At 61.1% G+C, this 15,587-nt stretch carries 16 protein-coding genes and 1 pseudogene; 7 read left to right on the forward strand and 10 right to left on the reverse strand.

Annotated features, from left to right (window positions below; genetic code table 11):
* Nucleotides 1-212: 212 nt before the first annotated feature.
* The 6 genes and pseudogenes from ACM6IK_RS19210 to ACM6IK_RS19235 all read right to left on the reverse strand — a co-directional run.
* Entirely contained in the window at nt 213-1,451 is a 1,239-nt protein-coding gene (locus ACM6IK_RS19210; protein ID WP_414875601.1) for a heme biosynthesis protein HemY, read from the reverse strand.
* Nucleotides 1,448-2,611: a uroporphyrinogen-III C-methyltransferase gene (locus ACM6IK_RS19215; protein ID WP_414875602.1), complete on the reverse strand. Its 1,164-nt coding sequence runs from the start codon at nt 2,609-2,611 to the stop codon at nt 1,448-1,450. Before ACM6IK_RS19215 ends, ACM6IK_RS19210 begins: the two co-directional genes overlap by 4 nt.
* A 16-nt stretch (nt 2,612-2,627) precedes the next feature.
* A complete protein-coding gene (locus ACM6IK_RS19220) occupies nt 2,628-3,395 on the reverse strand; it encodes a uroporphyrinogen-III synthase (RefSeq protein ID WP_414875603.1) in 768 nt (255 codons plus the stop codon).
* Nucleotides 3,392-4,333 carry a hydroxymethylbilane synthase gene (hemC, locus tag ACM6IK_RS19225; RefSeq protein WP_414875604.1) on the reverse strand — a complete coding sequence of 314 codons (942 nt, stop codon included), beginning with the start codon at nt 4,331-4,333 and terminating at the stop codon, nt 3,392-3,394. Before hemC ends, ACM6IK_RS19220 begins: the two co-directional genes overlap by 4 nt.
* Before the next feature lie 138 nt (nt 4,334-4,471).
* Nucleotides 4,472-5,218, reverse strand: a complete 747-nt coding sequence (locus ACM6IK_RS19230; RefSeq protein WP_414875605.1) for a LytR/AlgR family response regulator transcription factor — start codon at nt 5,216-5,218, stop codon at nt 4,472-4,474.
* Nucleotides 5,215-5,331: pseudogene (locus ACM6IK_RS19235) on the reverse strand (sensor histidine kinase); the annotation flags it as partial. The pseudogene ACM6IK_RS19235 and the gene ACM6IK_RS19230, both read right to left, overlap by 4 nt.
* A 347-nt stretch (nt 5,332-5,678) precedes the next feature.
* Here ACM6IK_RS19235 and argH point away from each other — a divergent pair.
* Nucleotides 5,679-7,073, forward strand: coding sequence for an argininosuccinate lyase (gene argH / locus ACM6IK_RS19240; protein WP_414875606.1), 1,395 nt, complete (start codon nt 5,679-5,681; stop codon nt 7,071-7,073).
* Nucleotides 7,074-7,176: 103 nt separating this feature from the next.
* Here argH and ACM6IK_RS19245 read toward each other — a convergent pair whose 3' ends face one another.
* Complete coding sequence (locus ACM6IK_RS19245) at nt 7,177-7,836, reverse strand: glutathione S-transferase (RefSeq protein WP_414875607.1); 660 nt, start codon at nt 7,834-7,836, stop codon at nt 7,177-7,179.
* Nucleotides 7,837-7,960: 124 nt separating this feature from the next.
* Between ACM6IK_RS19245 and ACM6IK_RS19250 the strand changes: the two genes are divergently transcribed.
* The 3 genes from ACM6IK_RS19250 to ACM6IK_RS19260 all read left to right on the forward strand — a co-directional run bounded on the left by ACM6IK_RS19250 (nt 7,961) and on the right by ACM6IK_RS19260 (nt 11,748).
* Complete coding sequence (locus ACM6IK_RS19250) at nt 7,961-8,245, forward strand: hypothetical protein (protein ID WP_223456453.1); 285 nt, start codon at nt 7,961-7,963, stop codon at nt 8,243-8,245.
* A 223-nt stretch (nt 8,246-8,468) separates the two neighbouring features.
* Complete coding sequence (locus tag ACM6IK_RS19255; protein ID WP_007980796.1) at nt 8,469-8,714, forward strand: TIGR02647 family protein; 246 nt, start codon at nt 8,469-8,471, stop codon at nt 8,712-8,714.
* A gap of 190 nt (nt 8,715-8,904) precedes the next feature.
* Entirely contained in the window at nt 8,905-11,748 is a 2,844-nt protein-coding gene (locus ACM6IK_RS19260; protein ID WP_414875608.1) for a class I adenylate cyclase, read from the forward strand.
* An 8-nt stretch (nt 11,749-11,756) separates the two neighbouring features.
* Here the strand turns inward: ACM6IK_RS19260 and rnk are convergent, their stop codons facing one another.
* From rnk to cyaY, 3 genes are all read right to left on the reverse strand, one after another.
* The gene (gene rnk, locus ACM6IK_RS19265; RefSeq protein WP_007992229.1) at nt 11,757-12,167 is read right to left on the reverse strand and encodes a nucleoside diphosphate kinase regulator; all 411 of its coding nucleotides are present in this window, start codon (nt 12,165-12,167) and stop codon (nt 11,757-11,759) included.
* A 282-nt stretch (nt 12,168-12,449) separates the two neighbouring features.
* The gene (locus ACM6IK_RS19270; RefSeq protein ID WP_414875609.1) at nt 12,450-12,668 is read right to left on the reverse strand and encodes a DUF1289 domain-containing protein; all 219 of its coding nucleotides are present in this window, start codon (nt 12,666-12,668) and stop codon (nt 12,450-12,452) included.
* A gap of 4 nt (nt 12,669-12,672) precedes the next feature.
* Nucleotides 12,673-13,005 carry an iron donor protein CyaY gene (gene cyaY / locus ACM6IK_RS19275; protein ID WP_083367569.1) on the reverse strand — a complete coding sequence of 111 codons (333 nt, stop codon included), beginning with the start codon at nt 13,003-13,005 and terminating at the stop codon, nt 12,673-12,675.
* A gap of 307 nt (nt 13,006-13,312) precedes the next feature.
* Here cyaY and lptM point away from each other — a divergent pair, with 307 nt between their 5' ends.
* From lptM to dapF, 3 genes are read left to right on the forward strand one after another with little or no spacing between them, the layout of a single operon-like run.
* Complete coding sequence (gene lptM / locus ACM6IK_RS19280; RefSeq protein ID WP_218431702.1) at nt 13,313-13,489, forward strand: LPS translocon maturation chaperone LptM; 177 nt, start codon at nt 13,313-13,315, stop codon at nt 13,487-13,489.
* A gap of 9 nt (nt 13,490-13,498) precedes the next feature.
* Nucleotides 13,499-14,746 (forward strand): diaminopimelate decarboxylase, encoded by a 1,248-nt coding sequence (gene lysA, locus ACM6IK_RS19285; RefSeq protein WP_108217203.1) that lies wholly within the window; start codon nt 13,499-13,501, stop codon nt 14,744-14,746.
* Between the two features lie 4 nt (nt 14,747-14,750).
* Nucleotides 14,751-15,581 (forward strand): diaminopimelate epimerase, encoded by an 831-nt coding sequence (gene dapF, locus ACM6IK_RS19290; protein WP_414875610.1) that lies wholly within the window; start codon nt 14,751-14,753, stop codon nt 15,579-15,581.
* The last annotated feature ends 6 nt before the right edge of the window (nt 15,582-15,587 follow it).

Consider the following 15,587-nt stretch of genomic DNA (forward strand, 5'->3'; position numbering starts at 1 on the left):
GGCCTTACAAGGCAAGTGCCCACAGAGACTTCAGCACAGGTGTAGGGAAATCCCGACGCAAGTGAGGGGATAAAATGTAGTCCTCTGTAGGACTTTGCCTTCGACGAGATGCAGCAACTGAATTTCAACTCATCATCGTACTGCGGCGAGGGCGATCGCTCCTTCGCCGCAGGTCATCGCTCAGACGCCGGAACCTGGCGCCAGCGAACGGGTCAGGCGCGGACTGGCACTGGCAGAGGGGCCGCGAGCAAGCGTTCATCCAATAACCCCAGGCCTTCCTGAAACAGCTGGTTGCTGCGTTCGGTATCGCCCATTTGCGCCAGCAAGCGTGCCAGCTCCGCACAGGCTTCCGGATTGCGTTGTACACGCAGGCTGCTTTCCAGATAGTCCCGGGCCTTGCCCCACAAACTGTTTTGCAGGCATAGACGACCCAGTGTCAGCAGCAGGCCCGGATCGGCAGGATGGTCCTTGAGCCAGCCTTCGGCGGCCTGCAACTGGCGGGCCGGATCATTGCCGCGAACCAGTCCGTAGAGTCGTGCCAGATGACTGTCGTAGCTGCGTTTGAGAGCAGTACGCAACACTTCTTCGGCCTCAACCTGAGCCCCCAATTGCCGCAGTTGCTCGGCATAAGCAAGCACCAGTTGCGGCTCCTGACGCTGTGCCGAGGTCAGTTGTTGCCAGGCACGTTCCAGCGATTGCTGCCCCGCCGTTCCGTCTTCTTCCCGTTGCGCTGCCAGAGACAGGTTCGCCCCCCAGGCCCGATGCTCCAGCTTGGCGAGCTCGGCCGCCGGCAGGATTTTGTCTTTGCGCAGCTCCGGCAGCAGGCGAATCACTGCCGACCAGTCACCACGCTGCTCAAGCAAGCGCTGCAACTGCCGCAGGGTCTGTGCGTTATGAGGATGGCGTTCACGCATGGCTTGCAGGGTGGCGAGGGCACCTTCGGTATCACCGCGATCGGTCTGCAACTGAGCGTGGCTCAAGGCGATTGCCAACTCGGCCTGAGGCTGACGCTCCAGGGCGCGCTCCAGCAAGTTGTCGCTTTCTTCGTAATTGCCGAGTTCGTTCGCGGCACGGGCCGCACCGAGGTAGTAAAGCAGCGGCTGGCGCTCGGCTTCGGCGGCCCGATGCAAGTGCCGTTGCGCGCTGGCCCAGCGGCCCTCGGCCAGGTCCAACTGACCGTGTTCGATCGCCACCTGCACCCGACGACTGCGGTTACGCCGCGACCACGGATTGACCACGCCACTGGAAGCCATCACCAGTTCGACCAGCGACTTGATGCCCCAGATCACCAGCCAGAGCACAGCCACCAGCGCCAAGGTAGCCCACAGGCTCGACTCATAACGGAAGGTCTTGTAGGCAATCAGCACATAGCCGGAGTGTTCGGCAATCGCCAGCCCGAGCGCAGCGGCAGCGGCGATCACGAGGAACACGATCACATAGAGGCGTCTCATGGCGTAGCCTCCGGCGCAGCGTTCGCGGCAGGCCTGGACATTGGCTTGACCGAGTCCTCGGCGTTGACATTGCGCCGTTCCAGATACCCCTGCACCGCGCTCAGGGTTCCGGTCATGTCTGGCGTGACTACGGTGACAGGTTGCTTGCTCAACTCGGCCACCTGCTCAAGCATCACTTTGCTTTGTGCGTTGTCCGGGTTGAAGTTGCCCCTGAGGATATCCTGCGCTTCGTCCAGCACTTGGGAGTAAACCGCCGCCTGGCCATTGAGTGCGGCCCACTGCGCTTGCTCCAGCGCCAGGCTCAGGGCCAGGCGTACCTGACTCAGGCTCTGGCCGGCCAGCAATGGACGAACATTTTTGTCGGCATTGAAATCGATACGGATGTAGCGCGAAATCTGATCCCACCATTGCGCCCAGCGACTGGCGCCGTCGCCATCGGCAGTCAGGCCCAGCAACGAATCGCCACGATCCTTGTACTCTGGTGCCAACTCGGTGAGGCTGGCCACTTGATCACGCAGCGCGCCCAAACGCAGGAACAGCCCGGTGCGATCCGGTTGTTCGGTGCTGCGCAAGGCAATCAGGGTCTTGGCCACCTGCTCGCGAGCGGCAAAGGAGCCCGGGTCGTTTTGCTCGCGCAGTATCTCGTCGGCACCCTGGACCAGCGCCTGGGCACTGCTGATGTCCTGCAAGGCAGACAGCCGCAGGCTGGCCAGACGCAGCAGGTGCTCGGCCTCGGCCAGACGCCAGTCCTTGCGGCTGGCACCGAGAACGGTTTCCAGCCGTTGGTTCAACCGCTGCTGATCACCTTGCAGCTGAATCACCAGACGGCTGCGTGCCTCCAGCTCATCGGCGGGAGGCAATTGCGCCAGGCGTGCGCTCAGGCGCTCCTCATTGAGCTTGAGGTTTTGCGCCTGGTCATTCAGCGCCTGCATCTGGCTCAGTTGCTGCTGATTATTGGCTTGCAGGTGACGCACCTGCCAGACACCCCAACCGCCCACCGCGACACCAGCCGCACCCAACAGCAGCGCAATGATTGCCAGACCATTGCCTCGACGTTGCCCGGCGGCAGGTGGTGGCGGCAGCATTTCATCAACAGGGGCATCAACAGGTGCATCAAGCACCGGTCGCGAGTCATCTTTAGGCAAGGCTGTTTCGCTCACGTATCCATCCTTTGCATTAGAAAACGGGTACGGGATGCTCCCGTAACGCCGTCAGCAAGGCCGCGGCACTCGCGCCGCGACAATCCACAACTGTTTTGGCCCCGGCGGCACGCGCCAGCTCGGCAACCCTGGGGCTCGGTACAAACAACGGCAACTGCGCCAACTGCGGCCAGGCGTCGCCGGCCAATTGATGCAGGTGCTCAAAACCTTGTCCACTGCTGACCACCAGCCCGTTCAGGCGTTCCGCCTGGATCCGTTCCGGCAGCGCTGTCGGCGGGTAAATCGGCAATGCCCGGCGGTACAGTTCCAGATACTCGACACTAGCACCAAGCTCACGCAAACGCTCCGCCAGCAACTCGCGCCCGCCCTCCCCGCGCAGGATCAACACTCGCGCATCGGGATGTGCGATAGCCTCGCGTAGTCGGGATAATTCGAGCAAGGCTTCACTGTCATCGCCTTCTGCCGGAAAGCTCACGTCCAATCCGTGATCCTCGAGGATCTGCGCAGTCGCCGCGCCGACGCTGAACCACTTCACACCGGGCGGCGTTGGCCAATACCGCTCGAGCAGATCGACGCCGATCCGGGCGGCCGGCTTGCTGACCACAATGACCGCGCAGAACTGATCCAGCGTCAGAATCACCTGGCGCATTGTGTCAGTGACCGCAATCGGCATGATGTCCAAAAGCGGCAGACTGTTACTGAATATCCCCTGCTCAGCCAAAAGACTGCTCAGCGCCGCCGACTCATCGGCGGGACGCGTCAGCAGCAAGCGCCAGCCGATCACTCGTGACCAGCCTCGCCATAGACCGCTTTGAGTATGGCGTCGGCACCCTGGCTGAGAAGGTCTTCGGCCACCCGCACCCCCAACGCTTCGGCATCGCCGCGAGGAGCGCGGGCCTCTGCGCTGAGCAGCAGACCACCCTTTGGATCGCCCACCAGCCCGCGCAACCACAGCTGCTCACCTTCCAGCACGGCGTAGCAGGCAATCGGCACCTGGCAGCCGCCATTGAGGTGCTTGTTGAGAGAACGTTCGGCGGTCACGCGGGTGGCGGTGTCCTGGTGATGCAGGGGCGCCAGCAGAGCATGGATTTCACGGTCGGCGCTGCGGCATTCGATACCCACCGCGCCCTGGCCACCGGCTGGAAGGCTGTCGTCGACGCTGATGGCCGAGGTAATGCGATCTTCAAATCCCAGGCGTATCAGGCCGGCAGCGGCGAGGATGATGGCGTCGTATTCGCCGGCATCGAGCTTGGCCAGACGCGTATTGACGTTGCCGCGCAGGAAACGGATTTCCAGGTCCGGGCGACGGGTCAGCAATTGCGCCTGGCGGCGCAGGCTGGAGGTGCCGACGATGCTGCCCTGGGGCAACTCATCCAGGCTGGCATAGGTGTTGGAAACGAACGCATCGCGCGGGTCTTCCCGCTCGCAGATGCAGAACAGACCAAGGCCTTCGGGGAAGTCCATCGGCACATCCTTCATGGAGTGCACGGCGATGTCGGCTTCATTGTCCAGCAGCGCGGTTTCGAGCTCCTTGACGAACAGGCCCTTGCCACCGATTTTCGACAGCGGTGAGTCAAGCAGCTTGTCACCACGACTGACCATGGGGACGAGGGTGACCAGCAGGCCGGGATGCGCCACTTCAAGACGGGCTTTGACGTATTCGGCCTGCCACAGGGCGAGAGCGCTTTTGCGGGTGGCGATGCGGATCTGACGAGAGGACATGGATCAATCCGTACTGAATAGATACGGCGGATAATAACATCTCAGCCAAACTCACTTTGACTTGTATCAGATACTACTCGGCCTCCCTGGCCCCGGATGTCCGGCAATCGGGTGTGAAATTCGCCTGCGAACAGCTGTTTAAAGCTGTTGCATCATTTTGCGCACGCCAGCCACATGGCGCCGGCTGACGATCAGCGCATCACCGTTGAGACCTTTGAGAAACAGCTGAAAATGTCCCAAGGGGGTGCGCTGCAGTCGCTCGATACGCTCGCGGGCGACCAGTGCATTGCGATGAATTCGCACGAAGCGGTCACCGAATTCGTCCTCGAGGGCCTTGAGCGGCTCATCGAGCAGCACTTCTCCGCCTTCGTGGCGCAAGGTCACGTATTTGTGGTCGGCAATGAAGTACACCACCTGATCCAGCGGAATCAGCTCAATCCCTTTACGGGTCCGGGCGCTGATATGGCTACGCGGGCCGTTACCGCTTTCGGCAGCAGGACGGGTCAGGGCGGCGAGCTGGGAACGATTGGGGCGCTCAGCTCTCTTTAATGCGTCATGTAGTTGTTCAGTTCTCACAGGTTTCACCAGATAGCCTACGGCGCTGGCCTGTAAGGCTTCCACGGTAAATTCATCGGGCCCGGCGCAGAACACTACGGCGGGAGGGGTTTCACGTTCGCACAACCGCGCAGCCACTTGCAGGCCATCGAGACCGGGCATGCGGATATCAAGCAGCACGATATCCGGTTTGTGGCTGTCGATCAGTGCCAACGCCTCTTCGCCATTCGTGGCACTAGGCTCCATGACACTGTATCCCTCGAGTTCGCCAACCATTCGGCTCAGGCGCTCGCGGGCCAGGGGTTCGTCATCAACGATCAGGACATTCATATTGCGCTGGATTCCTGCGTGAGTCTCGCACAAGGATAGCGTAGACAGGTGAAGTGACGTCCGTCACCGCGATCCACGCTAAGACTAGCGCGAGCGTCAAAAAGTGCCGTTGGTCCGACGGCTAAATTTTCATCTGCCGGGCGATTGGCGGCCCAGGCCCGCATTGGCGACACATCGCCACAGGGTTTGCTGTTACGCAATCTGAACACCCCTCTCCTTTTATAATCAGCGGCTGCAACGAAAAGTGCGCTGATCCTACTGTCCAACTGTAGACGGTTGCCGGGACGATACAGCTCAATTGGAAAATATCGTTCCGCAAAAATGTGCGGGGCTTGTCCAAGCCTGGACTCTCCCCCCCCAAAAAACCTGTCGACCAGTGTCAGCGACAGGATTGGCAACCCTGTTATTATCCGCGCCAGCGTTCCACGCCTTCTTACTTCAAGCCGATACGAGCGAATTCATGAGCACTGACAAGACCAATCAGTCCTGGGGCGGCCGCTTCAGTGAACCCGTCGACGCCTTCGTCGCCCGCTTCACCGCCTCCGTCACCTTCGACCAGCGCCTGTATCGCCACGACATCATGGGCTCGATTGCCCACGCCACCATGCTGGCCAAGGTCGGCGTGCTGACCGATGCCGAGCGCGACAGCATCATCGATGGCCTGAACACCATCCAGGGTGAAATCGAGGCCGGCCAGTTCGACTGGCGCATCGACCTCGAAGACGTCCACATGAACATCGAGGCGCGGCTGACCGACCGCATCGGCGTGACCGGTAAAAAACTGCACACCGGCCGCAGCCGTAACGATCAGGTCGCCACCGACATCCGTCTGTGGCTGCGTGACGAGATCGACCTGATCCTGGCCGAAATCACCCGCCTGCAAAAAGGCCTGCTGGAGCAGGCCGAGCGCGAAGCCACCAGCATCATGCCGGGGTTCACCCACCTGCAGACTGCACAGCCAGTGACGTTCGGGCACCACATGCTGGCCTGGTTCGAGATGCTCAGCCGCGACTACGAACGCCTGGTCGACTGCCGCAAGCGCACCAACCGCATGCCGCTGGGTAGCGCCGCACTGGCCGGCACCACCTACCCGATCGATCGTGAGTACACTGCCCAACTGCTGGGTTTCGACGCGGTTGGCGGCAATTCGCTGGATAACGTCTCCGATCGCGATTTCGCCATCGAATTCTGCTCGGCCGCCAGCATCGCGATGATGCACCTGTCGCGCTTCTCCGAAGAGCTGGTGCTGTGGACCAGCGCGCAATTCCAGTTCATCGATCTGCCCGACCGTTTCTGCACTGGCAGCTCGATCATGCCGCAAAAGAAAAACCCGGACGTGCCGGAGCTCGTGCGTGGCAAGACCGGTCGCGTATTCGGCGCGCTGATGGGCCTGCTGACCCTGATGAAAGGCCAGCCTCTGGCCTATAACAAGGACAACCAGGAAGACAAGGAACCGCTGTTCGACGCCGCCGACACCCTGCGCGACTCGCTGCGGGCCTTTGCCGACATGGTGCCGGCGATCAAGCCCAAGCACGCGGTGATGCGCGAAGCGGCGCTGCGCGGGTTCTCCACCGCCACCGACCTGGCCGACTACCTGGTGCGTCGCGGTCTGCCATTCCGTGACTGCCACGAAATTGTCGGTCATGCCGTGAAGTACGGTGTGGACAGCGGCAAGGACCTGGCGGAAATGAGCCTGGAGGAGTTGCGCAAGTTCAGCGACCAGATCGATCAGGACGTGTTCGCCGTGCTGACCCTCGAAGGCTCGGTCAATGCCCGTAACCACATCGGCGGTACTGCGCCGGCGCAGGTGAAGAAGGCTGTTGCTCGCGGTCAGGCGTTGCTCGCCAGCCGCTAAAAGCTTCGCGAGCAGGCTCGCCCCCACAGGGTTCGGTGTATGAACACGATCTTATGTGGGAGCGAGCCTGCTCGCGATGACTGACTTCAAAACACTACAAAGCCTACTTTTTGGACGCGATCATCTCCAGAAAGGCAGGCATCGCCACGTCCTTGTCCTTTGCGATCCGCTGCACATGCGGATTCTGCTCCAGACGCTCCAACAGCGCCCTGGCCGCCGGCATTTCTGCCAGCAGATCAATCCCGAACACCTTCTGCCCGACCGCACTCGCCAGTGACACGCTGTACTGGAAGTACAGATCGGCAATGCTCAAGCTTTCTCCAGCCACATAAGGGGCGAATTTGCCGTGCCTGGCCAGACAGGCAAACCCCAGTAGCAGCTCAGCCTTGCTCTTTTCCTTAATCGCCTCCGGCACCGTCATGCCAAAAAATGCTTCCGGGAAGCAGGCACGCGCCGGCAGTTCGATGTATAGCTCGATTTCCTTGGCCAACGCCAGCACCTGCGCACGCTCGAACGGCTCATTCGGTAGCAGCGGCTTGCCCTTTTGGGCTTGTTCGATGTACTCGAGAATCACACTGGTTTCGTTGATGTAGCCCTGCTCGACGCCCAGCACCGGGACCTTGCCCCGCGGGCTGATCGCCAATGACTCCGGGGCCTGGGTCGGGACGAACATGACTTCCTCGAACGGCAGGCCTTTTTCCAGCAACGCCAGTTTGACCATGTTGTAGTAGTTGCTGACACAAAATCCATAAAGTTTAAACATCACATAGCCTCCAGGCCGCGCGGGGTGGGCAGTGCCTGTTTATAGAACGCTACCGGGATTCCTGCCAGCAGCATCACGCTGCTGAATGCGGGTAAACTGGCCGCCTTTCCCTGAGGAGCCTGCCATGAGCGAGCCAACCGATATCGACAACGACGAAGAAGAGTTCGCCGAAAGCACCCTGATCCAGGCCATCGAAAACCAGATCGAAAGCGACAACCCGCCGGCTGCCAAAGCGACGTTCAACAAGCTGACGCTGGTGGGTTACGAGCGGGAAGAAATCCTCAACTTGATGGCTCACGTTCTGGCGGTAGAAATCGACGCGATCCTCGAAGAAGACCGCGCGTTCAACACCCAATGGTACGAAGCCGCGCTGCGCGCATTGCCCGAGTTGCCGCCGGAAAAGCAGTAAACCCACGCCTTCCATGTAGGAGCAGCCGGTCGACGCTCGATTGCTCGCGAAGGTCGTCAACGATGACGCGTAAAACCAGATACCCCGTGGCGCTCTCGGGTTTTTCGCGAGCAAGCTCGCTCCTACAAAGGAAAAAAACCCTGTCGCAGGCACTGGACATGCCGGACAAGCGGGTTCACCTTAGGGGCGCTGTCGTCCAATTCCTAGAAAGTCTGGAGTCCTTATGTCGCTTACCCCTGAGTTGGTTGCCGAACTGGAAGTCCTCGCACTCTTCAACCTGGACAGTTCCCAGGAAGGTCTGAAAATTCATCAGACCGCTGCCCCGAAACACATTGCCGCCGCTAAACGCCTCTTTGAAAAAGAACTGACCGACCAACCTGATGGCGGTTACCTGACCAGCCTGGGTCGTGACGCCGCACAAAATGTGCAATCCGTGCTGACCATTCTTAATGCCGAAGTAACAGCCTGAATTCTGCCGCATCGCCCACGGAGACCCCGAACCAGGGATTTCCGCGGGCACATTCCCCTGATTTCTGCCTCCAATCGATAGAAATATGACGCCAGAAAAAATCCGCTTAAAGGCCCTCGCCTCAAGGCGCTAAACTGCCCCTCATCCGAAGAGCCCCACGTCCGAGCCCTGCGAGCCGGTTTGAGCTGACATGACCCGCAACCATGAAATCCGCCCCGATCTGGACGAGGGAATCGACCGCAAGGTTCTCAGCCAGTTGCGCGCACGTTTTCTGAAACTCAACGAAGGACGCATGGCTCGCGCCATGGAAGGGTTGTCGACCCGCCAGCAAGGAGTCCTGACCTTGCTGCCGTTGTTTTTCCACGTTAACCATCCGCTGTTGCCCGGCTACGTTTCCGGCAGTACGCCGGCCGGGCTGTCGAACTTCGAACCGGATGCCAATGTCCTCGCTGAAGCCCAGCGCCTGACCCGCTCGTTCTCCTACAAGCCGCGCCACGGCAGCAACCCGCCGAGACCGATTCACGGACTGTTCCTGATGGGCAGCCTCGGCACCCTGGCGCAGGCCGACCAGAGCGACATGGATGTGTGGGTCTGCCATGGGCCAGACCTGACCGAAACCGAGCTCGCCGAGCTGCGCAAGAAATGCCAGCTGCTTGAAACCTGGGCCGCCGGCCAAGGCGCGGAAGCGCACTTTTTCCTGATCGACCCGACCCGCTTCGTCCGGGGCGAGCGCGATACCCAGCTGAGTTCGGAAGATTGCGGCACCACCCAGCACTACCTGTTGCTGGATGAGTTTTACCGCACCGCGATCTGGCTGGCCGGACGCACACCAATCTGGTGGCTGGTGCCGGTCTACGAAGAGTCGAGCTACGACCGCTACACCCATGCCTTGATCTCCAAACGCTTCGTCCGCGCCGATGAAACTCTCGACCTCGGCAACCTGGCCTTCATCCCGCCCGGTGAATTCATCGGCGCCGGGCTCTGGCAGTTGTTCAAGGGCATCGAGTCGCCCTACAAATCAGTCCTCAAGCTGTTACTGACCGAGGTTTATGCCAGTGAGCACCCCAGGGTTCATTGCCTGAGCCTGCGCTTCAAACAAGCGGTATTCGCCAACCGGCTCGACCTCGACGAGCTGGACCCGTATGTCGTGGTGTACCGGCGCATAGAGGAATACCTGGTCGCCCGCAACGAACCGGAACGACTGGAACTGGTGCGTCGCGCGCTGTACCTGAAGGTCAATCGCAAACTGACCGGTAGCAGCCGCACCCAGAGCTGGCAACGCTCTTTGCTTGAGCGCCTGGCCCGCGAATGGCACTGGGACCAGCGCCAACTGGCCCTGCTCGATAGCCGCAGTCAGTGGAAAGTCCGCCAGGTCAGCTCCGAGCGGCGGACGCTGGTCAATGAGCTGAACTACAGCTACCGCTTCCTCACTCAGTTTGCCCGTCACGAACAAACGGTCAGCCGCATCAACAAACGCGACCTGAGTGTCCTCGGCCGTCGCCTGTACGCCGCGTTCGAGCGCAAGGCCGGCAAAGTCGAGCTCATCAACCCCGGTATCGCCCCGGACCTGGCTGAAGACACCCTGACGCTGGTGCACGCACCGAACAGGAAAGAACCGGGGCAAAGCCAGTGGCGCCTGTACAACGGCAACCTGACGGCGCTGGAGTGGGAACATTTCGCGCCGATCAAACGCAGCCGCCACTTGCTGGAACTGCTGACCTGGTGTCACCGTAACGGAGTGATCGACAGCAGTACCCGCCTGGCCCTGCACCCCGGTACCAGCGACTTGAGCGAATTCGAACTGTTCAACTTGCTCGGCAGCCTGCAACAGACCATCGCCCTGCCCTTGCCCACCGTCGCCGAAGAACCGCTGCTGCGCGCCAGTGTGCCGAGTGAAGTGCTGATTCTGGTGAATGTCGGCATCGATCCACTCAAGCACCATCGCGACCTGAACATCCTGATGACCACCGAGCGCACCGATTCCCTGAGCTACGCTGGTGTCCGGGAAAACCTGGTGCTGACCCTGGACCAGGTCACGCTCAACAGCTGGAATGAAGTGCTGGTCGGTCGATACGACGGCCCCCACGCCCTGCTCGAGTGCATCCGCGATTACCTCAACAACCTGCCGGCCGGGCCACATCAGCCGAAGCTGCGGGTACGTTGCTTCTGCCATAACCGCGCGCAGTTCATTGCCCAACGAGTGGAAGAAATCCTCGATACCGCGCAGAACCTGCTGTTGAGCCGGCTCAATCATCGCTACCTGATCCAGGTCCAGCAGCACTACCACGTGCTGGAGTTGGTGCCGGGCCAGGTCCAGCACGTCGCGCTGGCCACTCTACCGGCGCTGGTCGATTACCTGGGCGAGGAAATGGCCAGCTACAGCCCGTTGCACCTGGATCCGAAGGCACTGGAAGACCACGACCTCGCGCTGTTCCTGCCGACGGGCCAGCCGGACTGCATACAAGTGTTCTATCGGGTCAACGAAAATCAGGCCGATCTGTACGTGCTCGATGAGCTCAATGCCCTGTGGCAGCAACACCTGCCCTGGCACGACGAGCAAAGCCTGCTGGTGCCGCTGCAGCGTTTCCTGCAATCGATCCAGCACCGTCGCGATACCCTGCTGCCAATGGATGCCGCCCACCCCTTGAACCTCGACACCCTGTATTGCCAGTTGCTGCCGTCAGGCCCTGGCCGGGCGCGCCGCATCGAAGCCCGACCGGTACCGCAGACACCGGTGAACAAGCCGCTCTACGACGTGCAGGCGATCGTCGGCAAAGCCGCACCGGGCCAGGTGCAGGTCACGCTGTATTGCAATCAACGGGAGTTTTCCGAGTTGGAACATGGCGACCAGCTGTTCAGCGTGGTCGCCCGGGAAATCGTCGGGCAGCGCCGGGAGACCGAACGTTATCGCTGCTACATCACTGACCTCGACCTGTCAGGCCTGCTCGGCGAAGGGCAGAGCTCCACTCATCTGTACCTGCGCTACAAGGCGGACCTGGAACACGCATTGAACGAGGCGCTCGATCAGGTCTGAGGGGGGAGTCACTCGGGGAACGCGCCGCCATTGGCCGGCTGCGACTCGACTTCCAGCAGCGTCAGCTTCAGGGTCTTGCCGCCCGGAGCCGGCCAATCGATATGCTGACCAACCTTCAAGCCGAGCAGTGCACTGCCCACCGGTGCCAGGATCGAGACCTTGCCTTCGTCGGCATTCGCATCCTTGGGGTACACCAGGGTCAGGTGGTAGTCCTTGCCACTGCCTTCTTCACGGCAATGCACACGGGAATTCATGGTCACGACATCCGCCGGCACTTCATCGTGGCCGACCACAGTATCGGCGCGATCCAGTTCGGTTTGCAGCGCAATAACGCCCGGCAGCGTCTCGTCCAGGCTATCGATCAGACGCTCCAGACGCTGGACGTCCAGACGGGTAAGGGTGATGGAAGGTGCGGTCATGATCTGGGCAGACTCCTTTCTTCTGCACGAAAAAAGCAAAACCCCGCCAGAAAAAGGCGGGGTTTTCACAAGCCTCGGTGGGTTGAGGCGTTTTCGGACACTATCACAGCTCAAAAAATATACAAGTCATGGCCAAACCGACGCTATGGACTTGTGGAGAACTCCTGTGGCGAGGGGGCTTGCCCCCGTTGGGTCGCGCAGCGGCCCCAGAATCTTTACGACTGCTGCGCAGCCGAACGGGGCGGTGCGGCGATCCGACAAGCCCCCTCGCCACAAAAGCCCTTATGCCAAGGATTTGCGGTGGGCAGCCTCGGCGCAAATCACGCGCCGACGATCGTCATCGGCCGAGCGCCATTCGCGGATGTCTTCGACGTGGCGGAAGCAGCCCAGGCAGACTTTCTGCTCGTCCAGCCGACAGACACCGCTGCACGGCGACGGCACCGCCGGGCTGACGTTGCTGTAGATCGGCTTGGGCGCACGGACAGGCGCAGGCTGGGTCACGATCTCACAGGCCTTCGAAATCGAATTCGACACCGGCCTGTTGCTTGACGATACGCTCGAGCATTTCACCCAACTGCTCTTCACTCTTGTCGCACATCCAGCGCTCGCTTTCTTCGTCGTAGTCGAAGTGGAAACCGCCGGAAACCGCTGCCAGCCACAGCTGACGCAGCGGCTCCTGGCGACTGAAGATCAACTGGCTGCCATTCTCGAACTTGACGGTCAGCACACCGGCCGAGCTTTCGAGGTCGATGTCCAGGTCGCTGTCGTCAAAGATGTCCTCCAGGGTTTGCTGGGTGGCATCGACCAGGTCATGGAAACGCGCTTCGGACAAACTCATTACGGCAACCTCAAAAAGTGTCTGATCAGGCTCAAGCGCCGCAAGATACGACCGAGCCCTGTCGATTGCAAAGGATAACGACCAAGGGCCCCATTGTGGGAGCGAGCCTGCTCGCGAATGCGGACTGACATTCAACATTGATGTCGCCTGACACGACGCCTTCGCGAGCAGGCTCGCCCCCTCAGGGATTGCGTGATACCGGCCGGCCACGGCCCAAGCCCCGCCGGACGGGAGCCCCGCTGCATAGGCAAGCTGCCGGGTGGCCGGTATACTCCGGCGCAATTAATGCATTTTCAAGGATTTCGCCATGAAGCGCCTGATCTCCTCCCTTGCTGCGATCGTCGCGGTTGCCTGCCTTGTGTCGGCCTGTGGTCAAAAAGGCCCGCTGTATCTGCCTGACGAAAATCAGGACCCTGCCGAGCAGGCCATATCGTCGCAGCAACAGCCTGCCTCGAAAGCACACAAGCACGACGTCTACCAATAAGGGAACCTCATGGACGCTTTTAACTACCGTGACGGTGAACTGTTCGCGGAAGGTGTTGCCCTGTCTGCCATCGCCGAGCGCTTTGGTACACCGACCTACGTTTACTCCCGTGCACACATCGAAGCCCAATACCTGGCTTACGCCGATGCACTGGCCGGCATGCCGCACCTGGTGTGCTTTGCTGTAAAGGCCAACTCCAACCTGGGCGTACTGAATGTCCTGGCGCGTCTGGGCGCCGGTTTCGACATCGTCTCCCGTGGCGAGCTGGAACGCGTACTGGCCGCTGGCGGCAGCGCCGACAAGATCGTGTTCTCCGGTGTCGGCAAGACCCGTGACGACATGCGTCGCGCCCTGGAAGTCGGCGTGCACTGCTTCAACGTCGAATCCACCGACGAGCTGGAACGCCTGCAAGTGGTCGCCGCCGAACTGGGCGTTCGCGCGCCGATTTCGCTGCGCGTGAACCCGGACGTCGATGCCGGCACCCACCCGTACATTTCCACCGGTCTCAAAGAGAACAAGTTCGGCATCGCCATCGCCGACGCCGAAGACGTGTACGTGCGTGCCGCGCAACTGCCGAACCTGGAAGTGGTCGGCGTCGATTGCCACATCGGCTCGCAACTGACCACCCTGCCGCCATTCATCGACGCTCTCGACCGCCTGCTGGGCCTGGTCGACCGACTCGGCGATTGTGGCATCTACCTGCGCCACATCGATCTCGGTGGTGGCCTGGGCGTGCGATACAAGGACGAAGAGCCGCCATTGGCTGCCGACTACATCAAGGCCGTGCGCGAGCGTCTCGACGGTCGTGACCTGGCGCTGGTGTTCGAGCCGGGCCGCTTCATCGTGGCCAACGCTGGCGTGCTGCTGACCCAGGTCGAGTACCTCAAGCACACCGAGCACAAAGACTTCGCCATCGTCGACGCCGCCATGAACGACCTGATCCGCCCGGCGCTGTATCAAGCCTGGATGGACGTCACTGCCGTGCGCCCGCGCGCCTCTGCTGCTCGCGCCTACGACATCGTCGGCCCGATCTGCGAGACCGGCGACTTCCTGGCCAAGGATCGTCAACTTGCACTGGAAGAAGGCGACCTGCTGGCCGTGCATTCGGCCGGTGCCTATGGGTTTGTCATGAGTTCCAACTACAACACCCGCGGCCGTACCGCAGAAGTGTTGGTGGACGGTGATCAGGCATTTGAAGTGCGTCGCCGCGAGACGGTAGCCGAGTTGTTTGCTGGCGAAAGCCTGCTGCCGGAGTAAAACCATGCTGCTGCGTTTTACCAAGATGCACGGCCTGGGCAATGATTTCATGGTTCTCGACCTGGTCAGCCAGCACGCACATATTCTGCCCAAGCATGCCAAGCAATGGGGCGACCGGCACACCGGCATCGGTTTCGACCAGTTGCTGATCGTCGAGGCACCGAGTAACCCGGACGTGGACTTCCGCTATCGGATCTTCAACTCCGACGGCTCCGAAGTGGAACAGTGCGGTAACGGTGCGCGCTGCTTCGCCCGCTTCGTACTCGACAAGCGCCTGACCGCAAAACGGCAGATTCGCGTCGAGACCAAAAGCGGCGTCATCGAACTGGACGTGCGAAGCGACGGCCAGATCAGCGTCAACATGGGCGCCCCGCGTCTGGTGCCGGCGGATATTCCGTTCCAGGCGCCGGAGCAGGCCAAGAGTTATCAGGTCGACGTCGACGGCACCCCGGTCGATCTGGCTGCCGTGTCCATGGGCAACCCCCATGCCGTGCTGCGGGTCAGCGATATCAATAATGCGCCGGTACATGAACTGGGGCCGAAAATCGAACATCATCCGCGCTTCCCGGCACGGGTCAATGTCGGTTTTCTCCAGATCATCGACCGGAGCCGCGCGCAGTTGCGCGTCTGGGAGCGTGGAGCCGGGGAAACCCAGGCTTGCGGAACCGGCGCCTGTGCCGCCGCAGTGGCCGCGATCAGCCAGGGGTGGATGGATTCACCGCTATTGATCGACCTGCCTGGCGGGCGCTTGTCCATCGAATGGGCAGGCCCTGGCCAACCGGTGATGATGACCGGCCCGGCAGTGCGCGTATATGAAGGACAAGTGCGTCTTTGAGTGAGC

The sequence above is a fragment of the Pseudomonas sp. IT-196MI5 genome (assembly GCF_949767415.1).
Taxonomy (GTDB): Bacteria; Pseudomonadota; Gammaproteobacteria; order Pseudomonadales; family Pseudomonadaceae; genus Aquipseudomonas.

Excerpts from the sequence above, each read along its gene's own strand:
- ACM6IK_RS19210 (WP_414875601.1), bottom strand. The coding sequence starts at position 1,451 with ATGAGACGCCTCTATGTGATCGTGTTCCTCGTGATCGCCGCTGCCGCT.
- hemC (WP_414875604.1), bottom strand. The coding sequence starts at position 4,333 with ATGTCCTCTCGTCAGATCCGCATCGCCACCCGCAAAAGCGCTCTCGCC.
- ACM6IK_RS19230 (WP_414875605.1), bottom strand. The coding sequence starts at position 5,218 with ATGAATGTCCTGATCGTTGATGACGAACCCCTGGCCCGCGAGCGCCTG.
- argH (WP_414875606.1), top strand. The coding sequence starts at position 5,679 with ATGAGCACTGACAAGACCAATCAGTCCTGGGGCGGCCGCTTCAGTGAA.
- ACM6IK_RS19245 (WP_414875607.1), bottom strand. The coding sequence starts at position 7,836 with ATGTTTAAACTTTATGGATTTTGTGTCAGCAACTACTACAACATGGTC.
- ACM6IK_RS19250 (WP_223456453.1), top strand. The coding sequence starts at position 7,961 with ATGAGCGAGCCAACCGATATCGACAACGACGAAGAAGAGTTCGCCGAA.
- ACM6IK_RS19255 (WP_007980796.1), top strand. The coding sequence starts at position 8,469 with ATGTCGCTTACCCCTGAGTTGGTTGCCGAACTGGAAGTCCTCGCACTC.
- ACM6IK_RS19260 (WP_414875608.1), top strand. The coding sequence starts at position 8,905 with ATGACCCGCAACCATGAAATCCGCCCCGATCTGGACGAGGGAATCGAC.
- rnk (WP_007992229.1), bottom strand. The coding sequence starts at position 12,167 with ATGACCGCACCTTCCATCACCCTTACCCGTCTGGACGTCCAGCGTCTG.
- cyaY (WP_083367569.1), bottom strand. The coding sequence starts at position 13,005 with ATGAGTTTGTCCGAAGCGCGTTTCCATGACCTGGTCGATGCCACCCAG.
- lptM (WP_218431702.1), top strand. The coding sequence starts at position 13,313 with ATGAAGCGCCTGATCTCCTCCCTTGCTGCGATCGTCGCGGTTGCCTGC.
- lysA (WP_108217203.1), top strand. The coding sequence starts at position 13,499 with ATGGACGCTTTTAACTACCGTGACGGTGAACTGTTCGCGGAAGGTGTT.
- dapF (WP_414875610.1), top strand. The coding sequence starts at position 14,751 with ATGCTGCTGCGTTTTACCAAGATGCACGGCCTGGGCAATGATTTCATG.